The sequence below is a fragment of the Prochlorococcus marinus str. MIT 9313 genome, from assembly GCF_000011485.1.
Classification (GTDB): Bacteria; Cyanobacteriota; Cyanobacteriia; order PCC-6307; family Cyanobiaceae; genus Prochlorococcus; species Prochlorococcus marinus_D.
Window position 1 is genome coordinate 1,816,918 of sequence record NC_005071.1, and the last position, 15,097, is coordinate 1,832,014.

16 protein-coding genes and 2 tRNA genes are annotated in these 15,097 nt (G+C 54.1%); 8 read left to right on the plus strand and 10 right to left on the minus strand.

What is annotated here, in order from left to right; translation table 11 throughout:
* Positions 1-24 precede the first annotated feature (24 nt).
* Positions 25-98 (minus strand) — tRNA-Arg (locus AKG35_RS09175).
* Positions 99-206: 108 nt separating this feature from the next.
* Here AKG35_RS09175 and recF point away from each other — a divergent pair.
* Together recF and speD are read left to right on the plus strand one after the other, a co-directional pair.
* On the plus strand, positions 207-1,304 hold the full coding sequence (gene recF / locus AKG35_RS09180; protein WP_011131082.1) for a DNA replication/repair protein RecF: 1,098 nt from the start codon (positions 207-209) through the stop codon (positions 1,302-1,304).
* Positions 1,305-1,331: 27 nt separating this feature from the next.
* Positions 1,332-1,805 (plus strand): adenosylmethionine decarboxylase, encoded by a 474-nt coding sequence (gene speD / locus AKG35_RS09185; protein ID WP_011131083.1) that lies wholly within the window; start codon positions 1,332-1,334, stop codon positions 1,803-1,805.
* Positions 1,806-2,024: 219 nt separating this feature from the next.
* Here the strand turns inward: speD and AKG35_RS09190 are convergent, their stop codons facing one another.
* Positions 2,025-2,219, minus strand: a complete 195-nt coding sequence (locus AKG35_RS09190; protein WP_041384654.1) for a hypothetical protein — start codon at positions 2,217-2,219, stop codon at positions 2,025-2,027.
* Positions 2,220-2,732: 513 nt separating this feature from the next.
* On the opposite strand from AKG35_RS09190, the gene AKG35_RS09195 reads away from it, so the two are divergent.
* Positions 2,733-2,894: a hypothetical protein gene (locus tag AKG35_RS09195; protein WP_157859871.1), complete on the plus strand. Its 162-nt coding sequence runs from the start codon at positions 2,733-2,735 to the stop codon at positions 2,892-2,894.
* A 304-nt stretch (positions 2,895-3,198) separates the two neighbouring features.
* Here the strand turns inward: AKG35_RS09195 and larE are convergent, their stop codons facing one another.
* Positions 3,199-4,038, minus strand: a complete 840-nt coding sequence (gene larE / locus AKG35_RS09200) for an ATP-dependent sacrificial sulfur transferase LarE (RefSeq protein ID WP_041385199.1) — start codon at positions 4,036-4,038, stop codon at positions 3,199-3,201.
* Between the two features lie 76 nt (positions 4,039-4,114).
* Here larE and AKG35_RS09205 point away from each other — a divergent pair, with 76 nt between their 5' ends.
* Complete coding sequence (locus AKG35_RS09205; RefSeq protein WP_011131085.1) at positions 4,115-5,323, plus strand: cob(I)yrinic acid a,c-diamide adenosyltransferase; 1,209 nt, start codon at positions 4,115-4,117, stop codon at positions 5,321-5,323.
* 123 nt (positions 5,324-5,446) lie between these two features.
* On the opposite strand, the gene moeB is transcribed toward AKG35_RS09205, so the two are convergent.
* Together moeB and AKG35_RS09215 are read right to left on the minus strand one after the other, a co-directional pair.
* Entirely contained in the window at positions 5,447-6,619 is a 1,173-nt protein-coding gene (gene moeB, locus AKG35_RS09210; protein ID WP_041384658.1) for a molybdopterin-synthase adenylyltransferase MoeB, read from the minus strand.
* A gap of 28 nt (positions 6,620-6,647) precedes the next feature.
* Positions 6,648-7,115 carry a M67 family metallopeptidase gene (locus tag AKG35_RS09215; RefSeq protein ID WP_236069586.1) on the minus strand — a complete coding sequence of 156 codons (468 nt, stop codon included), beginning with the start codon at positions 7,113-7,115 and terminating at the stop codon, positions 6,648-6,650.
* A gap of 89 nt (positions 7,116-7,204) precedes the next feature.
* Here AKG35_RS09215 and AKG35_RS09220 point away from each other — a divergent pair, with 89 nt between their 5' ends.
* A complete protein-coding gene (locus AKG35_RS09220) occupies positions 7,205-7,594 on the plus strand; it encodes a CAAD domain-containing protein (RefSeq protein WP_011131088.1) in 390 nt (129 codons plus the stop codon).
* A 22-nt stretch (positions 7,595-7,616) separates the two neighbouring features.
* Here AKG35_RS09220 and AKG35_RS09225 read toward each other — a convergent pair whose 3' ends face one another.
* Entirely contained in the window at positions 7,617-8,510 is an 894-nt protein-coding gene (locus AKG35_RS09225; RefSeq protein WP_011131089.1) for a fructosamine kinase family protein, read from the minus strand.
* A 35-nt stretch (positions 8,511-8,545) separates the two neighbouring features.
* Between AKG35_RS09225 and crtD the strand changes: the two genes are divergently transcribed.
* Positions 8,546-10,057, plus strand: a complete 1,512-nt coding sequence (gene crtD / locus AKG35_RS09230) for a C-3',4' desaturase CrtD (protein WP_011131090.1) — start codon at positions 8,546-8,548, stop codon at positions 10,055-10,057.
* On the opposite strand, the gene AKG35_RS09235 is transcribed toward crtD, so the two are convergent.
* Complete coding sequence (locus tag AKG35_RS09235; RefSeq protein ID WP_011131091.1) at positions 10,017-10,961, minus strand: prephenate/arogenate dehydrogenase; 945 nt, start codon at positions 10,959-10,961, stop codon at positions 10,017-10,019. The two genes, crtD and AKG35_RS09235, sit on opposite strands and share 41 nt — an antisense overlap.
* A 58-nt stretch (positions 10,962-11,019) precedes the next feature.
* On the opposite strand from AKG35_RS09235, the gene AKG35_RS09240 reads away from it, so the two are divergent.
* The gene (locus AKG35_RS09240; RefSeq protein WP_011131092.1) at positions 11,020-12,465 is read left to right on the plus strand and encodes a helicase; all 1,446 of its coding nucleotides are present in this window, start codon (positions 11,020-11,022) and stop codon (positions 12,463-12,465) included.
* 41 nt (positions 12,466-12,506) lie between these two features.
* The gene (locus tag AKG35_RS09245; RefSeq protein WP_011131093.1) at positions 12,507-12,746 is read left to right on the plus strand and encodes a DUF2839 domain-containing protein; all 240 of its coding nucleotides are present in this window, start codon (positions 12,507-12,509) and stop codon (positions 12,744-12,746) included.
* A gap of 113 nt (positions 12,747-12,859) precedes the next feature.
* Here AKG35_RS09245 and recA read toward each other — a convergent pair whose 3' ends face one another.
* The 3 genes from recA to AKG35_RS09260 form a co-directional block, all read right to left on the minus strand.
* Complete coding sequence (gene recA / locus AKG35_RS09250) at positions 12,860-13,999, minus strand: recombinase RecA (RefSeq protein WP_011131094.1); 1,140 nt, start codon at positions 13,997-13,999, stop codon at positions 12,860-12,862.
* Between the two features lie 153 nt (positions 14,000-14,152).
* Positions 14,153-14,929 (minus strand): HAD family hydrolase, encoded by a 777-nt coding sequence (locus tag AKG35_RS09255; RefSeq protein WP_041385202.1) that lies wholly within the window; start codon positions 14,927-14,929, stop codon positions 14,153-14,155.
* A 15-nt stretch (positions 14,930-14,944) separates the two neighbouring features.
* Positions 14,945-15,016 (minus strand) — tRNA-Gln (locus AKG35_RS09260).
* Between the last annotated feature and the right edge of the window lie 81 nt (positions 15,017-15,097).

Here is a 15,097-nt window from a genome sequence, read left to right on the forward strand (position 1 = left end):
AGAGTATGGGAGCTAAAGCAAATACGAGCATGGAGGGACTCGAACCCCCGACCCTCAGAACCGGAATCTGATGCTCTATCCAACTGAGCTACATGCCCACAAATATCGGCTGGATGCCGCTATATGAGAGCAACTCTCAAGCCCCCTCAATCAAGGTACCTTAACCTCATGCCGCTCCAAGACCGATTCGGCTTCAACAGCTCGAACTGCAGGGGTATCGCAATTACAGCAGGCTTCAGCTGGAGTTGACGGAAAATCGGCTGCTGGTCATTGGCCCCAACGGCATCGGCAAATCCAACCTTCTCGAAGCCATAGAGCTACTCGGCAGCCTGCGCTCGCATCGCGCCAGCAGCGATCAAGACTTGATCCACTGGGAAGAACAGCGGGCCCTACTTCGCGCCATCGCTGATGACACTGAGAAGCTCGAACTGGAATTGCGGCGGCAAGGAGGTCGACAAGCCCGCCGCAACGGCAAAACGCTCACCCGCCAATTGGATCTAATAGGTCCACTGCGTTGCGTGGGGTTTAGCGCTCTCGATCTCAATCTCGTTCGAGGCGAGCCTGCCCTGCGGCGCCAATGGCTTGATCGCGTCGTACAACAACTTGAACCGATCTATTCAGATCTGATCAGTCGCTTCAACAAGCTGCTGCGTCAGCGAAGCCAGCTGTGGCGTCAGTGGCGCCACATCCCGATTCAGGAGCGTGATTCCCTCTTGGATGCCTTCGATGTACAGATGGCTTTAGTCAGCACACGCATTCATCGACGTCGCAGTCGAGCTCTCGCCCGCCTTGAACCACTTGCAGCCCGATGGCAGGAAACCCTAAGCAAACACAAGGAACGGTTGCGACTCGACTATCAGCCAGGCAGCCAACTCGAAGGTGAGGAAGCGGAAGAACCTTGGAGGTTGGCGATCGAAACGCAACTCCTCGGCCAGCGCAGTGAGGAGGAACGGTTAGGAAGTTGCCGGATCGGTCCTCACCGCGACGAGGTGAGATTGCTACTCAACGATTCAGAAGCGCGCCGCTTTGGCTCAGCAGGACAACAACGAACCGTGGTGCTGGCGCTCAAGCTTGCCGAACTAGAACTCGTAGGCGAACTCTGCGGTGAACCCCCTCTGCTGTTATTGGATGACGTGCTTGCGGAACTGGATCCCGGCAGACAGTTGCTGCTGCTCGAGGCTGTAGGAGAGAAACATCAGTGCCTCGTTAGCGCGACCCATTTGGAAGGCTTCCAGGATGAATGGCAACAACAATCACAGATCATCGAAGCAGGATCTTTAAATCGATCGGAAGAGGTCCGCTAAGGTGGCGAGCTGATTTTTATTGCCTTGATGGAGAGAACCCTGTCTTGCTTGCATCCCAATCCAGGATGGGAAGACACCAATTGCCAAGACAACACAAGCTCCATCAATCACAGCGCCACCGACATGGTGGGCAAGCACTGCATCCTCGAGCTTTATGACTGCGATCACGCCAAGCTCAATGACGAAGCCTTTCTGAGAACCACGATCACAACAGCAGCCAAGCGTGCTGGTGCCACTCTTCTCAATCTGATCACCCACCGATTTGAACCTCAGGGGGTCACAGGGCTTGCCCTTCTAGCTGAATCGCATCTCTCCATCCACACATGGCCTGAGAATGGTTATGCCGCGGTGGATGTCTTCACTTGCGGCGATCAAACGATGCCGGAACAAGCTTGTGAGCTCTTACGCCAGGAACTTGGCGCCAAAAACCATGCATTAAAGAGCTTCCAACGGGAAACACCAGCAGCTCTAGCGACCGCAGTACGCCATCCAAAGGCTTAATCAGCTAGCTACAGCGACCTGCTTAAACCAATACTGAAGCATTTGAGTGATCGTTACAGGCACTTCTAAAAGGCAAGGTGTATCTCAACACCTACTCACATTGCCCCATTCATCCACCTTCCGGTTCGTAGTGGCTTGAGCTTCAGAGGCTGGTGACTAGTCAAGCCTCCTGTCATGCTCAAACTTATCCAAATACTCTTCTTCTAACCTCAAACTTTGCTATTCCCTTTTGGGATAATCGTCTCTCTTTCTCTCTTCTGAATTAAGAGCTTGCCCCAACCCAATCATCATTCCATTCAGCTCATCAAATCTTTTGTTCATTAGCCCTAGCATTTTTTCTAAGTCTTTGATGGCTAATTCTGTTTGACTGAGCTGTTCTTGAGACTCCTTCAGCAGTTCCGACGTAGGCTTCATCGCAAATCTTGAAAAGTATTTGAATACAAAGAAATTTCCTAGCTAAATAGTGACCACAACGTTCTAACCATTTGACCAAGTCGTTCCAACCACTTATCTACAACCACAACAAACACTGGATATTTAGAGAAGGAAGATAAGAGCCTAGTCAATACAAATCCCGGAGCGAGAGAATGATTCAACATGAACACAGGTTCGGTTTACTCTCCATTTCTTAGCCATTAGCAATGTTATAAATACCATCTGCTTAAAGGCCCTTATAAGTCAAGGGGTAGTTGCCAGGGCATCTAAGAGCTAGGTCTTCAAGTTCCGTTTTTCACCGAGAGGGAAAGGGCGTTCAGCAGGAAAAAACTGCTAATTCTCCCTCCCATGTGGCTCCCAAGCAGCCTCACTAGCTGCTGGCATTTGATGTGCAGAAATGCTCATGGTTGATTCTGCAAAAGTCTGTATTGTTTGCGAGCTGGAAGGGCAGCCGAAGGTTTGCCACCAGCACACCCAAACAGCATTGAGTACTTGGATAAGAACACAGCCATTCGTGAGGCAGAGGTGCTTCGGATTGAGGCATCCCTTGCCGCAAAGCCCCATAGCCAACCAACCTTGGCCAACCTCCCAGCCACCAAGAAAACGACTAGTAGTCGCTCTGCTCGCCCTGAATCAAGCTCAAAGCAAAACTAAAAGTCCTCCGTTTTTCCTGCCTTATCAAGATGCAGGCCTACAAGGAATAGGGCATCTCAACAGCCACCCTTGTTAGCCATCGCGGCCTAAGAGCCGGCAAAGCTAGCTCTAGCTAGCTGATTCCCTCTCAATCTTCAAATCAAGCTGTTGTTGCTACTCGCCCAGCTGATTAAGCAGCGAGAACGACCTTTCAGGATTGTGGTCTATGGCACATCAGCCACAGCAGCAAGTTCAATCATCCACAGATAGCAACTCAGTCAAGAGGAGTCGCGAAAGGGATACAGCCGCAAGCCATTGCAAGCCTTCAATTCACTTGGCCAGTGCGATTGAGCTTGCCACTGACCAAACCTTCCAGATCAAGGCTGATGGAGGTGAAACCCAGCGCAAGGAAATGCGCGACGACCTGCTCACGATCCAACTCAAGCAGCACATCCTCAATCCGATCAGCGGGAACTTCAATGCGTGCAGCCAAGCCCTGGCTGCGCACTCGCACCTCAGCAAAACCAAGCGTTCTTAACCAGGCTTCAGCCAGACCAACCTGACGCAATCGTTGAGCGTTGATGCTATTGCCATAGGGAAAACGTGATGCCAGGCAGGGCTGCGCAGGCTTATCCCACCAAGGGAATCCAAGAGCTCGTGACATCTGACGTACACCTGCCTTGCCGATCTCTAATTCAGCCAGCGGAGAACGCACACCCGCCTGACGGCCCGCCTCAATGCCAGGCCGATGCTCTCCCAAGTCGTCGTGATTCACGCCATCCACCACCTGAGCTCCACCGGCTGATTGCGCAATCGAGCCCAGATGCCGATGTAACTCACGCTTACAAGCAAAACAACGGTCTGTGGGATTGCTGCTATAGGCCGGATCATCCAATTCCTGAGTCATGCATTCCTGGTGACGAATCTCAAGCCAGGCAGCCTGCTGACGGGCCTCATCGAGAAGCTCAGGGGCAAGTGCAGGAGAAACCCCTGTCACAGCAAAGGCTTGAGGTCCAAGTTGTTCCCGCGCAATCGCTGCCACTAGTGCACTATCAACTCCACCGGAATAGGCCACACAAACACGTCCAAAACTGACAAGACGCTTGCGCAACATCTGCAACTGGGCATACTCCCGCTCCGGCAGAGGTTCCAACTGCCGAAACACCGCTGCACCAGCCGTCCCAGCAACCACCTTCTCAGCCCATCGATCTCGTTAAGCTCCAACCGTAGAGGACCCGTCAATGGCTTCGCAGACGGCAGCATCCAAGACACCCAGAAATCGCCAAACATCAAGCGGCAGAAGAGGACGTGGGATTGGCATCGCGACCGCAGCCGAAAGCAATGAACGCAGTCATGGCCAACTGCACATCTATGACGGCGAGGGAAAAGGTAAAAGTCAAGCCGCTCTTGGTGTTGTCCTTCGCACCATCGGGCTCGGGATCTGCGAGCAACGACGAACCAGGGTGCTGTTGCTTCGATTCCTCAAAGGCCCAGGCCGCGCCTACGACGAAGATGCTGCTATTGAGGCACTGCAACAGGGCTTCCCTCACCTAATCGACCAAGTGCGCACAGGTCGGGGTGAATTTTTCATCGCCGAGGACGCTACCCATTTTGATCGCCAAGAAGCCCAACGCGGCTGGGATATCGCCAAGGGAGCCATCGCCAGCGCCCTCTATTCAGTCGTTGTGCTTGATGAACTCAATCCCGTGCTGGATCTAGGCCTGCTGGCTGTTGACGATGTGGTCAAAACACTCACCGACCGACCTGACGGCATGGAGATCATCGTCACCGGACGGGCCGCGCCACGAGCCCTGGTTCAAGTAGCCGATCTGCATTCCGAAATGCGCGCCCATCGTCGTCCGGAGCCTCAGGATGACAGCGTCATTCCCTTCCTTCCCACCGGTGGAATTGAGATCTACACCGGTGAGGGCAAAGGCAAATCCACCAGTGCCCTAGGCAAGGCTCTACAGGCCATTGGCCGTGGCATCAGCCAAGACAAAAGCCATCGCGTGTTGATCTTGCAGTGGCTTAAAGGTGGCAATGGCTACACCGAAGACGCTGCCATTGCAGCCTTAAGAGAAAGCTATCCCCACCTTGTTGATCATCTTCGCTCCGGCCGGGATGCCATCGTCTGGCGAGGTCAACAACAACCGATCGATTACGTCGAAGCAGAGCGCGCATGGGAAATTGCCAGAGCCGCCATCGCCAGTGGGCTCTATAAAACTGTCATCCTCGATGAACTAAATCCCAGCGTGGATCTTGAACTGATTCCTGTGGAGCCGATTGTTCAGACCCTGCTGCGCAAGCCGGCCGAAACCGAAGTCATCATCACCGGCCGCTGCAAAAACCAACCTGCCTACTTCGATCTGGCCGGCGTCCACTCAGAAATGGTGTGCCACAAGCACTACGCCGAACAGGGCGTAGACCTCAAGCGAGGCGTGGATTACTAAGGCAATCCTCAACAAAGAAGCTTTTTAATTGACTGTCCTAAACACCTGCCTCAGCTGGTAATAATTGAAGCGGGCTGATTGAAATCCCTTCAACAATGAGTGCCTATATAAATCACGATCCACTCAGTAGCGAGGCAATGAGCGATCAACTTCCTTGGCCCAAGCATCAATGCCACCAGTCACATTGACACCTTCAATGCCATGACGTTTGAGAGTGGTCAAAGCCTTTGCCGAGCGACCACCCAGCTTACAATAGACATACAATCGCCGGCCAGAGGCCAACTGCCGGACCTTCTCAATCGCCTCACCACTCTCAATCTTGTTCAACGGGATCAATTCTGAACCAGCAATGCAAGCAATCTCAGCCTCATTGGGATTACGCACATCCACCAGGGCAAAATCCTCAGCGCCAAGATCGAGTAAAGACTTGAGATCCTTAACTGAAATACTCTCCAACCCAGCAACCTTCTCGTGAGCTGGTTTATCAGCCCCAGAACCACAAAAGTCTTGATAATCAATGAGCTGGTCAATCACAACTCGCGGTTGACTCGGGCGTAAAGCCATCTCCCGAAACGTCATCGCCAAGGCATCAACAACCAGCAGCCGACCACTCAACGTCGTGCCGATACCAGTAATGATTTTAATGACCTCCGCGGACTGAATTAAACCAATCAATCCCGGAAGGATCCCCATCACACCGCCTTCAATGCAAGAAGGCACCAAGCCAGCGGGTGGCGGTTCGGGCACCAGATCACGATAGTTAGGACTCTCAGCATCAAGGTTAAACACCGTGGCCTGACCTTCAAAGCGATGAATCGATCCATAAATACTGGGCTTACCTAAAAGCACACAAGCGTCATTCACCAGGTAACGGCTAGGGAAATTATCAGTGCAGTCACAAACAATGTCGTACGGCTGAATGATCTCAAAAGCGTTATCTCGCCTCAGCGCTTTCTCGTAGACATCCACTTGACAATGGGGATTGATTTCAAGGATGCGAGCCCGAGCAGAATGCGTTTTTGCTTGACCTACCCAACTCGTGCCATGGATCACCTGGCGCTGCAAATTAGAGAGCTCAACAACATCGAAATCGACAATCCCAATATGGCCTACACCAGCAGCAGCCAAATAAAGCAGCAACGGCGAACCGAGCCCGCCACTACCCACACACAACACAGAAGCCGCCTTGAGTCGTTTCTGACCATTCATCCCAACCTCTGGCAGGGTGAGATGACGAGAAAAACGCTCTAACTCATCGGGGCTCAGGTCAACATCAACGGTTTCGTGAAGACCCATAGGGGAAAGAGTGCCGCTAGCTATGCCCTTACCACTGTCCCAAATGCGCAACCTCATGCTGCTGGCCAGGTTGCACTCCTGTCATCCACCAAGCGCGCACATTGCCTGAACCAGCCACGATCACCAGTAACGACGGCAAAATGGCCCAGCGATGATCCATAACGGACGGCACAGCCTCACCGCCAGGATGCGAATGGGCACTGCCCAACACCTGCCAATTGTGCTCTCTGGCAAAGCGTTGAGCCTGCAACTGTTCACGAGGATCCAAAGCAAAGCGACACTTGCGTGATGGCAGCAACTCAGCCCCAAGATTCGGATCAAGCGAGCCTTCAGGGAGGCTTGACATTCCCGGCTCCCATACATTGCAGCAGGGCCAAATCAGCCGAACATTCCAGATACTGCAGCCTTTATCACTATTAGAATCATCTTGATCACCCAATAAAAGAGCACATCCCTCAAATGGCGCCACAGCCAATAAGCTGCGACGAAGAACCATCAGGCAATTACGATCAAACTCCAGCAGCCCTGGCATAACAAAGATCCTTTCGATACGCTCGGCAAAGATTTGCCATCGGTTTCGTGTTCATGAGCGACATCAACACCGTGACAAACGAACAATCCACCACAGAAAAGACCACCACAAACAGCGTTGATAACGCAGATCAGGAGATTAAATTCTCAGAGCGTTACAGCGAAGCCGTTGGCAAGGTCAACGAAACCCTAAACAAGCTCGATTGGAGCCAGATGGGGCGCATCGGCAAGGTTTTAGGCATCTTTGCAGCTGTGATTGTTGCCCAGATCCTGATCAAGGGAGTGATGGACACAATCAATTTGCTACCAATCGTGCCTGGACTGCTCGAACTGCTTGGTGTGGTGATGGTGGGCCAATGGAGCTGGCAAAACCTCACCACCAGTGAGAAGCGCTCTGCACTGTCTGAAAGGGTTCAGAACCTCCGCAAGGAATATTTAGGCTGAACATTGCAAATCCAAATGCAATTCAAGTCAGCAACCAACTTGCCAAACGATTCAGAATGGCTTGGCTCTGATTTCGATATGAGCCTCCAAACAGATTGGCGTGATTGATGAGGTGATAAAGGTTATAAACCTCCACCCTTTGGCTTGCATCAGCTGGTAGTGGCCATACGTTCTCATATCCGATATAAAAATCCTGCGAAAAACCACCGAATAATTGAGTCATCGCCAAATCAACTTCTCTATCGGCCCACCAGGTAGCAGGATCTAGCAAGACTCCCCGCCCATCTGAGAGAACATTGGCATTGCCACTCCAAAGGTCCCCATGCACGAGACTTGGACTTGGTTGATGGCGATCCAACCAAGGGATTAACGCCGCGAGGATTGGCTCAACATCAACCAGATCCAAGCCCCATCGAGCCGCCTCTCTGAGCTGAGGACGCAAGCGCAGCGTCACGAATGCGTCGCCCCACTGCTCCCTCCACCCCCCTGGCTGAGAGCCCGCACCGATAAAACCATCCACGGGCCAACCAAAGCGTCCGGGGTTTTCGGCGGCAGACGCCCGATGCAAAAGAGCCAATCCACGGCCCAGGGATGCCTGATTACCCGCCCGAAAATCCAACCAAGGCAGCAACAACACGGCTTCACCACAGACCTGATCAAACGCCAAAGGCTCCGGCACCTCCAACACTCCCGGATCAACCCATGCCTTAAGAGCCTTTAGCCCCTCAACTTCGACCTTGAGCATTGGCAAAGCATCTGCCCCACCTGTTTTGGCAAACAGTTGCCGACCACCCTTCAACTGCAAACACCAGGCCTGATGAATGCATCCGCCTGCGACGCACTCAACATCCTTAATCACTTCACCACTCAAAGGTCCCTCGGCTGCTACCAAGCCCTGTCTCAGACGCTCGTTCATACCCACACCTCTCTAAACCTTGCCAGCATGACCGGATGGCTGAGGACTCAATCATCGTGATCGGGGGCGGCATTGCCGGCCTAACGGCAACAGCCCTCTTAGCCAAGCAAGGATTACCCGTCACCTTGGTGGAAGCGCACCATCAACCTGGAGGGTGTGCCGGCACCTTCAGACGAGGTCCCTATATCTTCGATGTGGGTGCCACCCAGGTTGCTGGCCTAGAACCCAGTGGCAGCCATGAACGCATCTATAGGCATCTGAACCTGCCCATGCCACAAGCGGAGCTACTCAACCCCGCTTGTGCAGTGGATCTCGCCGACGGATCCCAACCCATTCAGCTCTGGCATGATCCAAAGCGCTGGGAACAAGAATGGCGATATCACTTCCCTGGCAGTGACTCCTTCTGGGCTCTGACTGCCAAGCTCCACCAAAGCAACTGGGGCTTTGCCAGCCATGATCCGGTCGTCACACCCCGCAACGCTTGGGACTTAGGCCAACTGCTTCAAGCTCTGCGTCCAGCAACAATCACCTCAGGGCTATTGAGCAGCCTGACAGTGGCAGATCTCTTAAAGCTATGCGGCTGTGAGCAGGATCAGCGCCTTCGCAAATTCTTAGACCTCCAGATCAAGCTCTATTCGCAAGAACCGCTCGATCGCACAGCCGCCCTCTATGGAGCCACCGTGTTGCAAATGGCTCAAGCACCTCTTGGGCTCTGGCATCTGCAGGGATCGATGCAAAAACTCAGCGATGACCTAATGCATGCCCTGCAGCGGGATGGCGGCCAGGTATTGCTGCGCCATCGTGTGGTGGGCCTAGAACTAGCTACGCGGGGCATGGCTTGGACAGTCAGCATCAAAACCCCCAATGGCAAGGCTTTAGAACTGACCACACCAGATGTGGTATGCAGTCTGCCTCCTCAATGCCTGAGATCGCTGATGCCACAAGGAACAGGCATGCCCAAGGCCTATCGCCAAAGGCTAATGAAATTACCTCAACCCAGTGGAGCTTTGGTGTTCTACGGAGCCATCGATCGCAGCGCCCTGCCTAAGAACTGTCCTGTCCATCTGCAAAGAGCCTCCAAGACACCCGGCTCCCTGTTCGTATCAATCAGCCGTGAGGGAGATGGCCGTGCTCCCGCTGGTCAAGCCACAGTGATTGCAAGTGTGTTCACCGCCACAGCGGAGTGGTGGGGCCTAACTGAATCCACCTATCAAGAACGCAAGCAAACAGCCCTGTTAGCCATCCGCCAAACACTTGAAAGTTGGTTAGATCTCGCACCTGAAGCTTGGCAGCATCAAGAACTAGCCACACCCAGGAGCTTTGCACATTGGACTGGTCGGCCCAATGGAATTGTGGGTGGCCTTGGGCAGCACCCTTCACAATTTGGGCCCTTCGGACTAGCAAGCCGCACTCCCATGCGAGGGCTCTGGCTCTGTGGCGACTCAATTCACCCTGGTGAAGGTACTGCAGGGGTGAGCATCTCGGCACTCATGACCTGTCGCCAGCTCATGGCTCAGCGAGGTCATCAGTTGCGGGTGGCGAATTGAGGTCGTTGTTAGCAGCAACAAGAAAGCTGGGTCGCAATGCCTGGGAACGTTCCAATTCAGCCTTTAACTGCGACCAGTGCCCATTCAAAACGGCCTCCTCAAGCTGCTCCAAGCTCCAGCGATAAGCAGCCAAACCACGCAAGATCGCTGCGGTGTTGCTCTCAGCCATAGATGTCCCCAACTGGGGATTGCCACCACCCACCCTGGTGGTATCAGCAAAACCACTAGAAGACAGCACTCTGGCGAGTTCGCGAACAGCAGGATCACGCTCCTCACCCACTGTTCGTAGCAACGCAGCACTCACCAGCACAGGCAGGTGGGAAATCAGCGCCACCGCTTGATCATGGTTAGCTGCATCCGCCGTAAACCATTGACTGCCCAAAGACACCGCAAATCGACGCACCAACTCGAGCGCCTCAAGGTCTGTTTGATTGTCAGGTGTCGCTACCCAAGGACGTTGCTGAAATAAGCCCCGCAGCCCTGCGTCCACTCCTGCTTCAGCGGTGCCTGCCATGGGATGGCTAGCCACAAAGCGGGGGTGTAGGTCGCGCCAGAGCTCTAAAACAGGCATCTTCACTGAACCCACATCAGTTACCACAGCAGCTGCAGGCAAAGCCTTTAGAAGATTCGGATCTGGATTGAGCAGCTGAGCCAAAGGCAGCGCCAGGATCACCAAATCACAATCCGCGAGAATGCCCGGATCGGTACTCACCAAGTGAGCCAAACCCCTAGCGCGAGCCCTATCAGCAGTAGTGGAACGATGCACCAGACCATTGACCTTCCAACCAAGCGCCTGCAGATCCAATCCCAAGGAGCCACCAATCAGCCCAAGCCCTACGACTCCAGCGCAAAGTGATGTGTTTTTGTTCTGCTCCATCCCTACGGTTCTCGCACTGCAGTCCATGTTGATCGACCAATCAACATGGAGCTTTCTCGGGTTTACAGCTTCCTAGGCTCTGGCAATGCTCGAAGCCCGCAGCCATCAGCAACTCAAGCACCTGCTCCTGCAGAACTCCTCGCCCTGGCCTCATCACCTCACTTTGAGCCGTCTTGTTGCCCGCAGTCTCAGGCGCAAAGATCACACCCTGATCCAGCTCGACCCTCGTAGCAAAGACCTCTGGTGGCTTGGTCTGCTGGTTCCTCTCTGCCTGGAGGCCAAGGATGCTGTGATGATCCTTTCCGATCAGCAGCGACGGCGACTCCTCAAGGTAGAACTGCCACAACTGCTGACGAAAGGCATCAAACTCCCCTGCTGGGAAGGGCACCTTCCGCCCTCAGGGAATCAACTGTGGTTGATGAACCACAGTGAGTTGATTGAGGCACACCACCAGGGGCATCTCAAATCAAGGCAGTTGATCATTCCAGAAGCAGACCAACTAAGCCAGCGACTAAGGGACAGCATGGCTTTGTCGATCACACCTCAAGACTGGGAGCGTTTGCGGCGGGCACATCCTTCTGCGGAGGCTTCCCTCATGCAACTGCACGAACGATTAAGCCGCAGCCTGTTTACTCACGCCACCCGAGCCAATGCCCAGGTTCGCCTTGATGGCAGCGAAATTCAGGCTCTCAAAGATCTCATGCGACTTCTAGGCCCCTCACCTTCCCCTTGGCCTGCAGTGCTGAAGGCCGATAGCCGTTTTTGGGCAAGCTGGGCCGAACTCGATCACCGACTACTGCAATGGCAATGGCATCTACAACCGCTCGAACCCCTTCAAAATCTTCCAGGTCTGTTACGAGACCAACCGTCTGTCCTGCTGAGCGGATCACGGGAGCACGAACTGGTCCGCACTGAGTTGGACGCTGCAGCATTTCCTGCCACCGTCATAGCCAGATTGAATGAACCCAACCTGCAGGAACCAATACCTCTTTTTGCACCGCGCCGCCAACCACTACCGAATACCGAAATCTATGCAGAGCATCTGCTCGATCAATGCCGCCGTCTGATCCTGGGGCGTCCGGGCATCACTGTGGTGTTACTTGACGATCAGCAACTGCGCCGCCAACTCACAAGTGAGTTGGCGGCGGAATTTGGACGCAGAGTCGTTCATGAAACCACCGCTCCCGAATCCAACGGTGTTGTCTGTTGCCGCTGGGCTTGGTGGCTTCATCACCAGGATCAACTCCCTCTCCCAGAACAACTAATCGTGGCCTTGCTTCCCCTGGCGAGCGTAGAGTCACCACTCACAGCAGCAAGAGTAGAATCCCTCAAGAATCAAGGTCTTGACTGGTTCCGAGACCTTCTCTTGCCTGAAGCTCTCAGCCTGCTTACACCAGCCATAGCTCCGCTCCGAAAAAATCACGGACGACTAGCAATCCTGGACGGACGTCTACGAGGACGGAGCTGGGGGAAGCAAGTGCTGAGCACACTCGAGCCCTGGACACCCCTGCAACGCCTATTACCGGATTAAGCCAACTACTCTTTAACAACCAAACAGCAACGAGGAAGGCCATGGGAGAAGCCAGACGACGATCCGAACAGGGCCTAGCACCACGCCAGAAACAATCCAAAAAAGATGACTCCCCCAGAATCGTCTCCTGGCTGCCCATTACCCAACGTGATAAAGAGCGTTTTTACGCCATCACAACCCGTGGCGCCTGGATTGGCATCGGCTTCATGGTGGCTTTGTGGGTCGTAGCGCGCTTCATAGGCCCAGCCGCTGGGTGGTGGACCCCCGCCGATGCCAGGTAAAAGAAACTACTGAGGAAAGAAAACATCAATCATCCCAAATCTCTCTCTTCAGGAACAAACCCAAGACCCTCAAAGAGCTCTTGGGTTGTCTCGTTCCGTTCTTTTAGCCAGTCTTAAGCAGCTTCAGATGCCAAGCTGACGGCAGGTTTTTTAGCCGCAGTGCGCGCCGCAGCCGCCAACGGACGCATGGAATTAGCGGTCACCTCAGACCCTTCAGTGAGTTTCTGACGCACAAGAACTTCAATCTGCTCCTGGGCTTCAGAATTCTGCTCAAGCCAAGTAATCGTGTTGTCACGTCCCTGACCGATATTGTCGCCCTCATAGCTGTACCAGGCACCCTTACGGATAACAACACCGGTTTCTTCAGCTAGGTCAAGCAAGCAACCCAAGGTACTGATGCCACGACCAAAAAGAATATCGAACTCAGCAATACGAAACGGAGGGGCTACCTTATTTTTAGCCACCTTCACCTTGGCACGAATTCCATACTCCTCCGTGCCGCGTTTGAGCGTTTGAATACGACGGATATCGAGACGTACGGAGGCGTAAAACTTGAGAGCATTGCCACCAGTCGTCGTCTCCGGGTTGCCGTAAGTGACGCCTATCTTGAGACGCAACTGGTTGAGAAAAATGACCGTGCAGCCAGATTTGCCGATGTTGCCAGTGATCTTGCGCATCGCCTGACTCATCAGACGGGCCTGGCTACCCACAGCTAAATCGCCCATTTCACCTTCGATCTCAGACCGAGGAGTGAGCGCAGCAACGGAATCCACAACAACGATATCAACGGCGGCAGAGCGCACAAGCTGGTCGACTATCTCCAGAGCCATCTCCCCCGTGTCCGGCTGCGAGACCAGCAGGTTCTCAATATCCACTCCTAAAGAGGCTGCGTAGACCGGATCGAGCGCATGCTCGGCATCCACAAAAGCTGCGACGCCACCACGACGCTGTACCTCGGCGATGGCATGCAGGGTAAGGGTGGTTTTACCGGAACTCTCCGGGCCGTACACCTCCACGACTCGTCCTTTCGGGTACCCACCGCCAAGGGCAAGATCAAGGGTCAGCGCCCCTGTAGGGAAGGTCTCCACCCGCATCCGAGAGGCATCCCCCAAGCGCATGATCGAACCCTTGCCAAAATTGCGTTCAATCTGACCAAGCACCAAATTGAGAGCTTTGTCCCGCTCACCTGGACGGGGTTCAACCTGGAGGGAATCAGACTTAGAGGATTGGGCTGATTTCACGTCAACTGACATAGCAATGGTAAATAAAGGATCAAACGAGTACCGTCGACTGCTGACCTAGGCGAAGCAAAAAACACTGCGGCAAAGCTGACGGACACCGATCAAAGAGTCCAATACCACCACAACCGCGAACCGTCCCAGATAGTACAGACGTACCCTAACGGATCAGGGCCAGCTCGCCAAGGGTGCCGCCAAAGCTTCTGGCTCCAACAGGCGAATACCCATGGGCAAGGCCCGAGAGTCTTCCGGCTTGAGGTAGCCCCAACTCGCCAGATAGCAAGGCAGAGAAGAGAGTCCGGGCGTCGCGAGCACCGTCTCGAGGGTGACACGACGATCCTCAACGAAGCCCCGCAGTGGTCGCTCCGCCGCCAACCGCAGCAGCACCTCAGTCTTACTGCCCGACTCATGGCCGTACAACCCATGAGGAGCAAGTTGAAAGCACTTCAACAGTTCAGCGGTGAACTCGGCCCCCTTGGTGGTGAGCACCACCAAGTCGAAGCCTTCATCGTGGAGGCCACGAAGACGCTCAATCACACCAGGAAAAGGGCGGTGGCGGGCCAGCCAATTCAACCGATCGGCCTCCAGCGCACTCCGCCGCACCTGCTCCAAGGCCTCCTGCAACTGACCTGGCTGCCATCCCCAAGCATCTAAAGCCTGCTGACATCGCAAGTGATAATCGACCGAAAAGGCCTTAGCTCCATGCCTCAGCAAGGGTCCATCAGAGCGCAGCAGCTCTGCCGCCAAAAGCACCATCTCCCAACCCTGATGGATCCAGGGCCGGAGCAAACGAAAAGCTTCAGGAGCAGCATCGGGCAAAGGGTCTGGACCAAAGTCAAGACCCACTAACTGCAGACAAGCGTGCCGGGCACTCCACCAGTACTCGCCCATCCCATCAACAATGACACCGTCAAAGTCGAAAACCAACAGGGAGCGAGACGTCAACTGAGGATTGAGAAACTGGGCCGCTAGGATTCGAACCTAGGAATGGCGAGACCAAAACCCGCTGCCTTACCACTTGGCGACGGCCCAATGATCCAGATCATTAGCCGCGCAGAGGAGACTTCACTGGAATCCAGATAGTTACCCACATTGAAGCTACCTTCGTCAATG

Coding starts and splice junctions, on each gene's coding strand:
- speD (WP_011131083.1), top strand. CDS start 1,332: ATGGAGAGAACCCTGTCTTGCTTGCATCCCAATCCAGGATGGGAAGAC.
- AKG35_RS09190 (WP_041384654.1), bottom strand. CDS start 2,219: ATGAAGCCTACGTCGGAACTGCTGAAGGAGTCTCAAGAACAGCTCAGT.
- AKG35_RS09205 (WP_011131085.1), top strand. CDS start 4,115: ATGGCTTCGCAGACGGCAGCATCCAAGACACCCAGAAATCGCCAAACA.
- moeB (WP_041384658.1), bottom strand. CDS start 6,619: ATGGGTCTTCACGAAACCGTTGATGTTGACCTGAGCCCCGATGAGTTA.
- AKG35_RS09215 (WP_236069586.1), bottom strand. CDS start 7,115: ATGGTTCTTCGTCGCAGCTTATTGGCTGTGGCGCCATTTGAGGGATGT.
- AKG35_RS09220 (WP_011131088.1), top strand. CDS start 7,205: ATGAGCGACATCAACACCGTGACAAACGAACAATCCACCACAGAAAAG.
- AKG35_RS09225 (WP_011131089.1), bottom strand. CDS start 8,510: ATGAACGAGCGTCTGAGACAGGGCTTGGTAGCAGCCGAGGGACCTTTG.
- crtD (WP_011131090.1), top strand. CDS start 8,546: ATGGCTGAGGACTCAATCATCGTGATCGGGGGCGGCATTGCCGGCCTA.
- AKG35_RS09235 (WP_011131091.1), bottom strand. CDS start 10,961: ATGGACTGCAGTGCGAGAACCGTAGGGATGGAGCAGAACAAAAACACA.
- AKG35_RS09240 (WP_011131092.1), top strand. CDS start 11,020: ATGCTCGAAGCCCGCAGCCATCAGCAACTCAAGCACCTGCTCCTGCAG.
- AKG35_RS09245 (WP_011131093.1), top strand. CDS start 12,507: ATGGGAGAAGCCAGACGACGATCCGAACAGGGCCTAGCACCACGCCAG.
- recA (WP_011131094.1), bottom strand. CDS start 13,999: ATGTCAGTTGACGTGAAATCAGCCCAATCCTCTAAGTCTGATTCCCTC.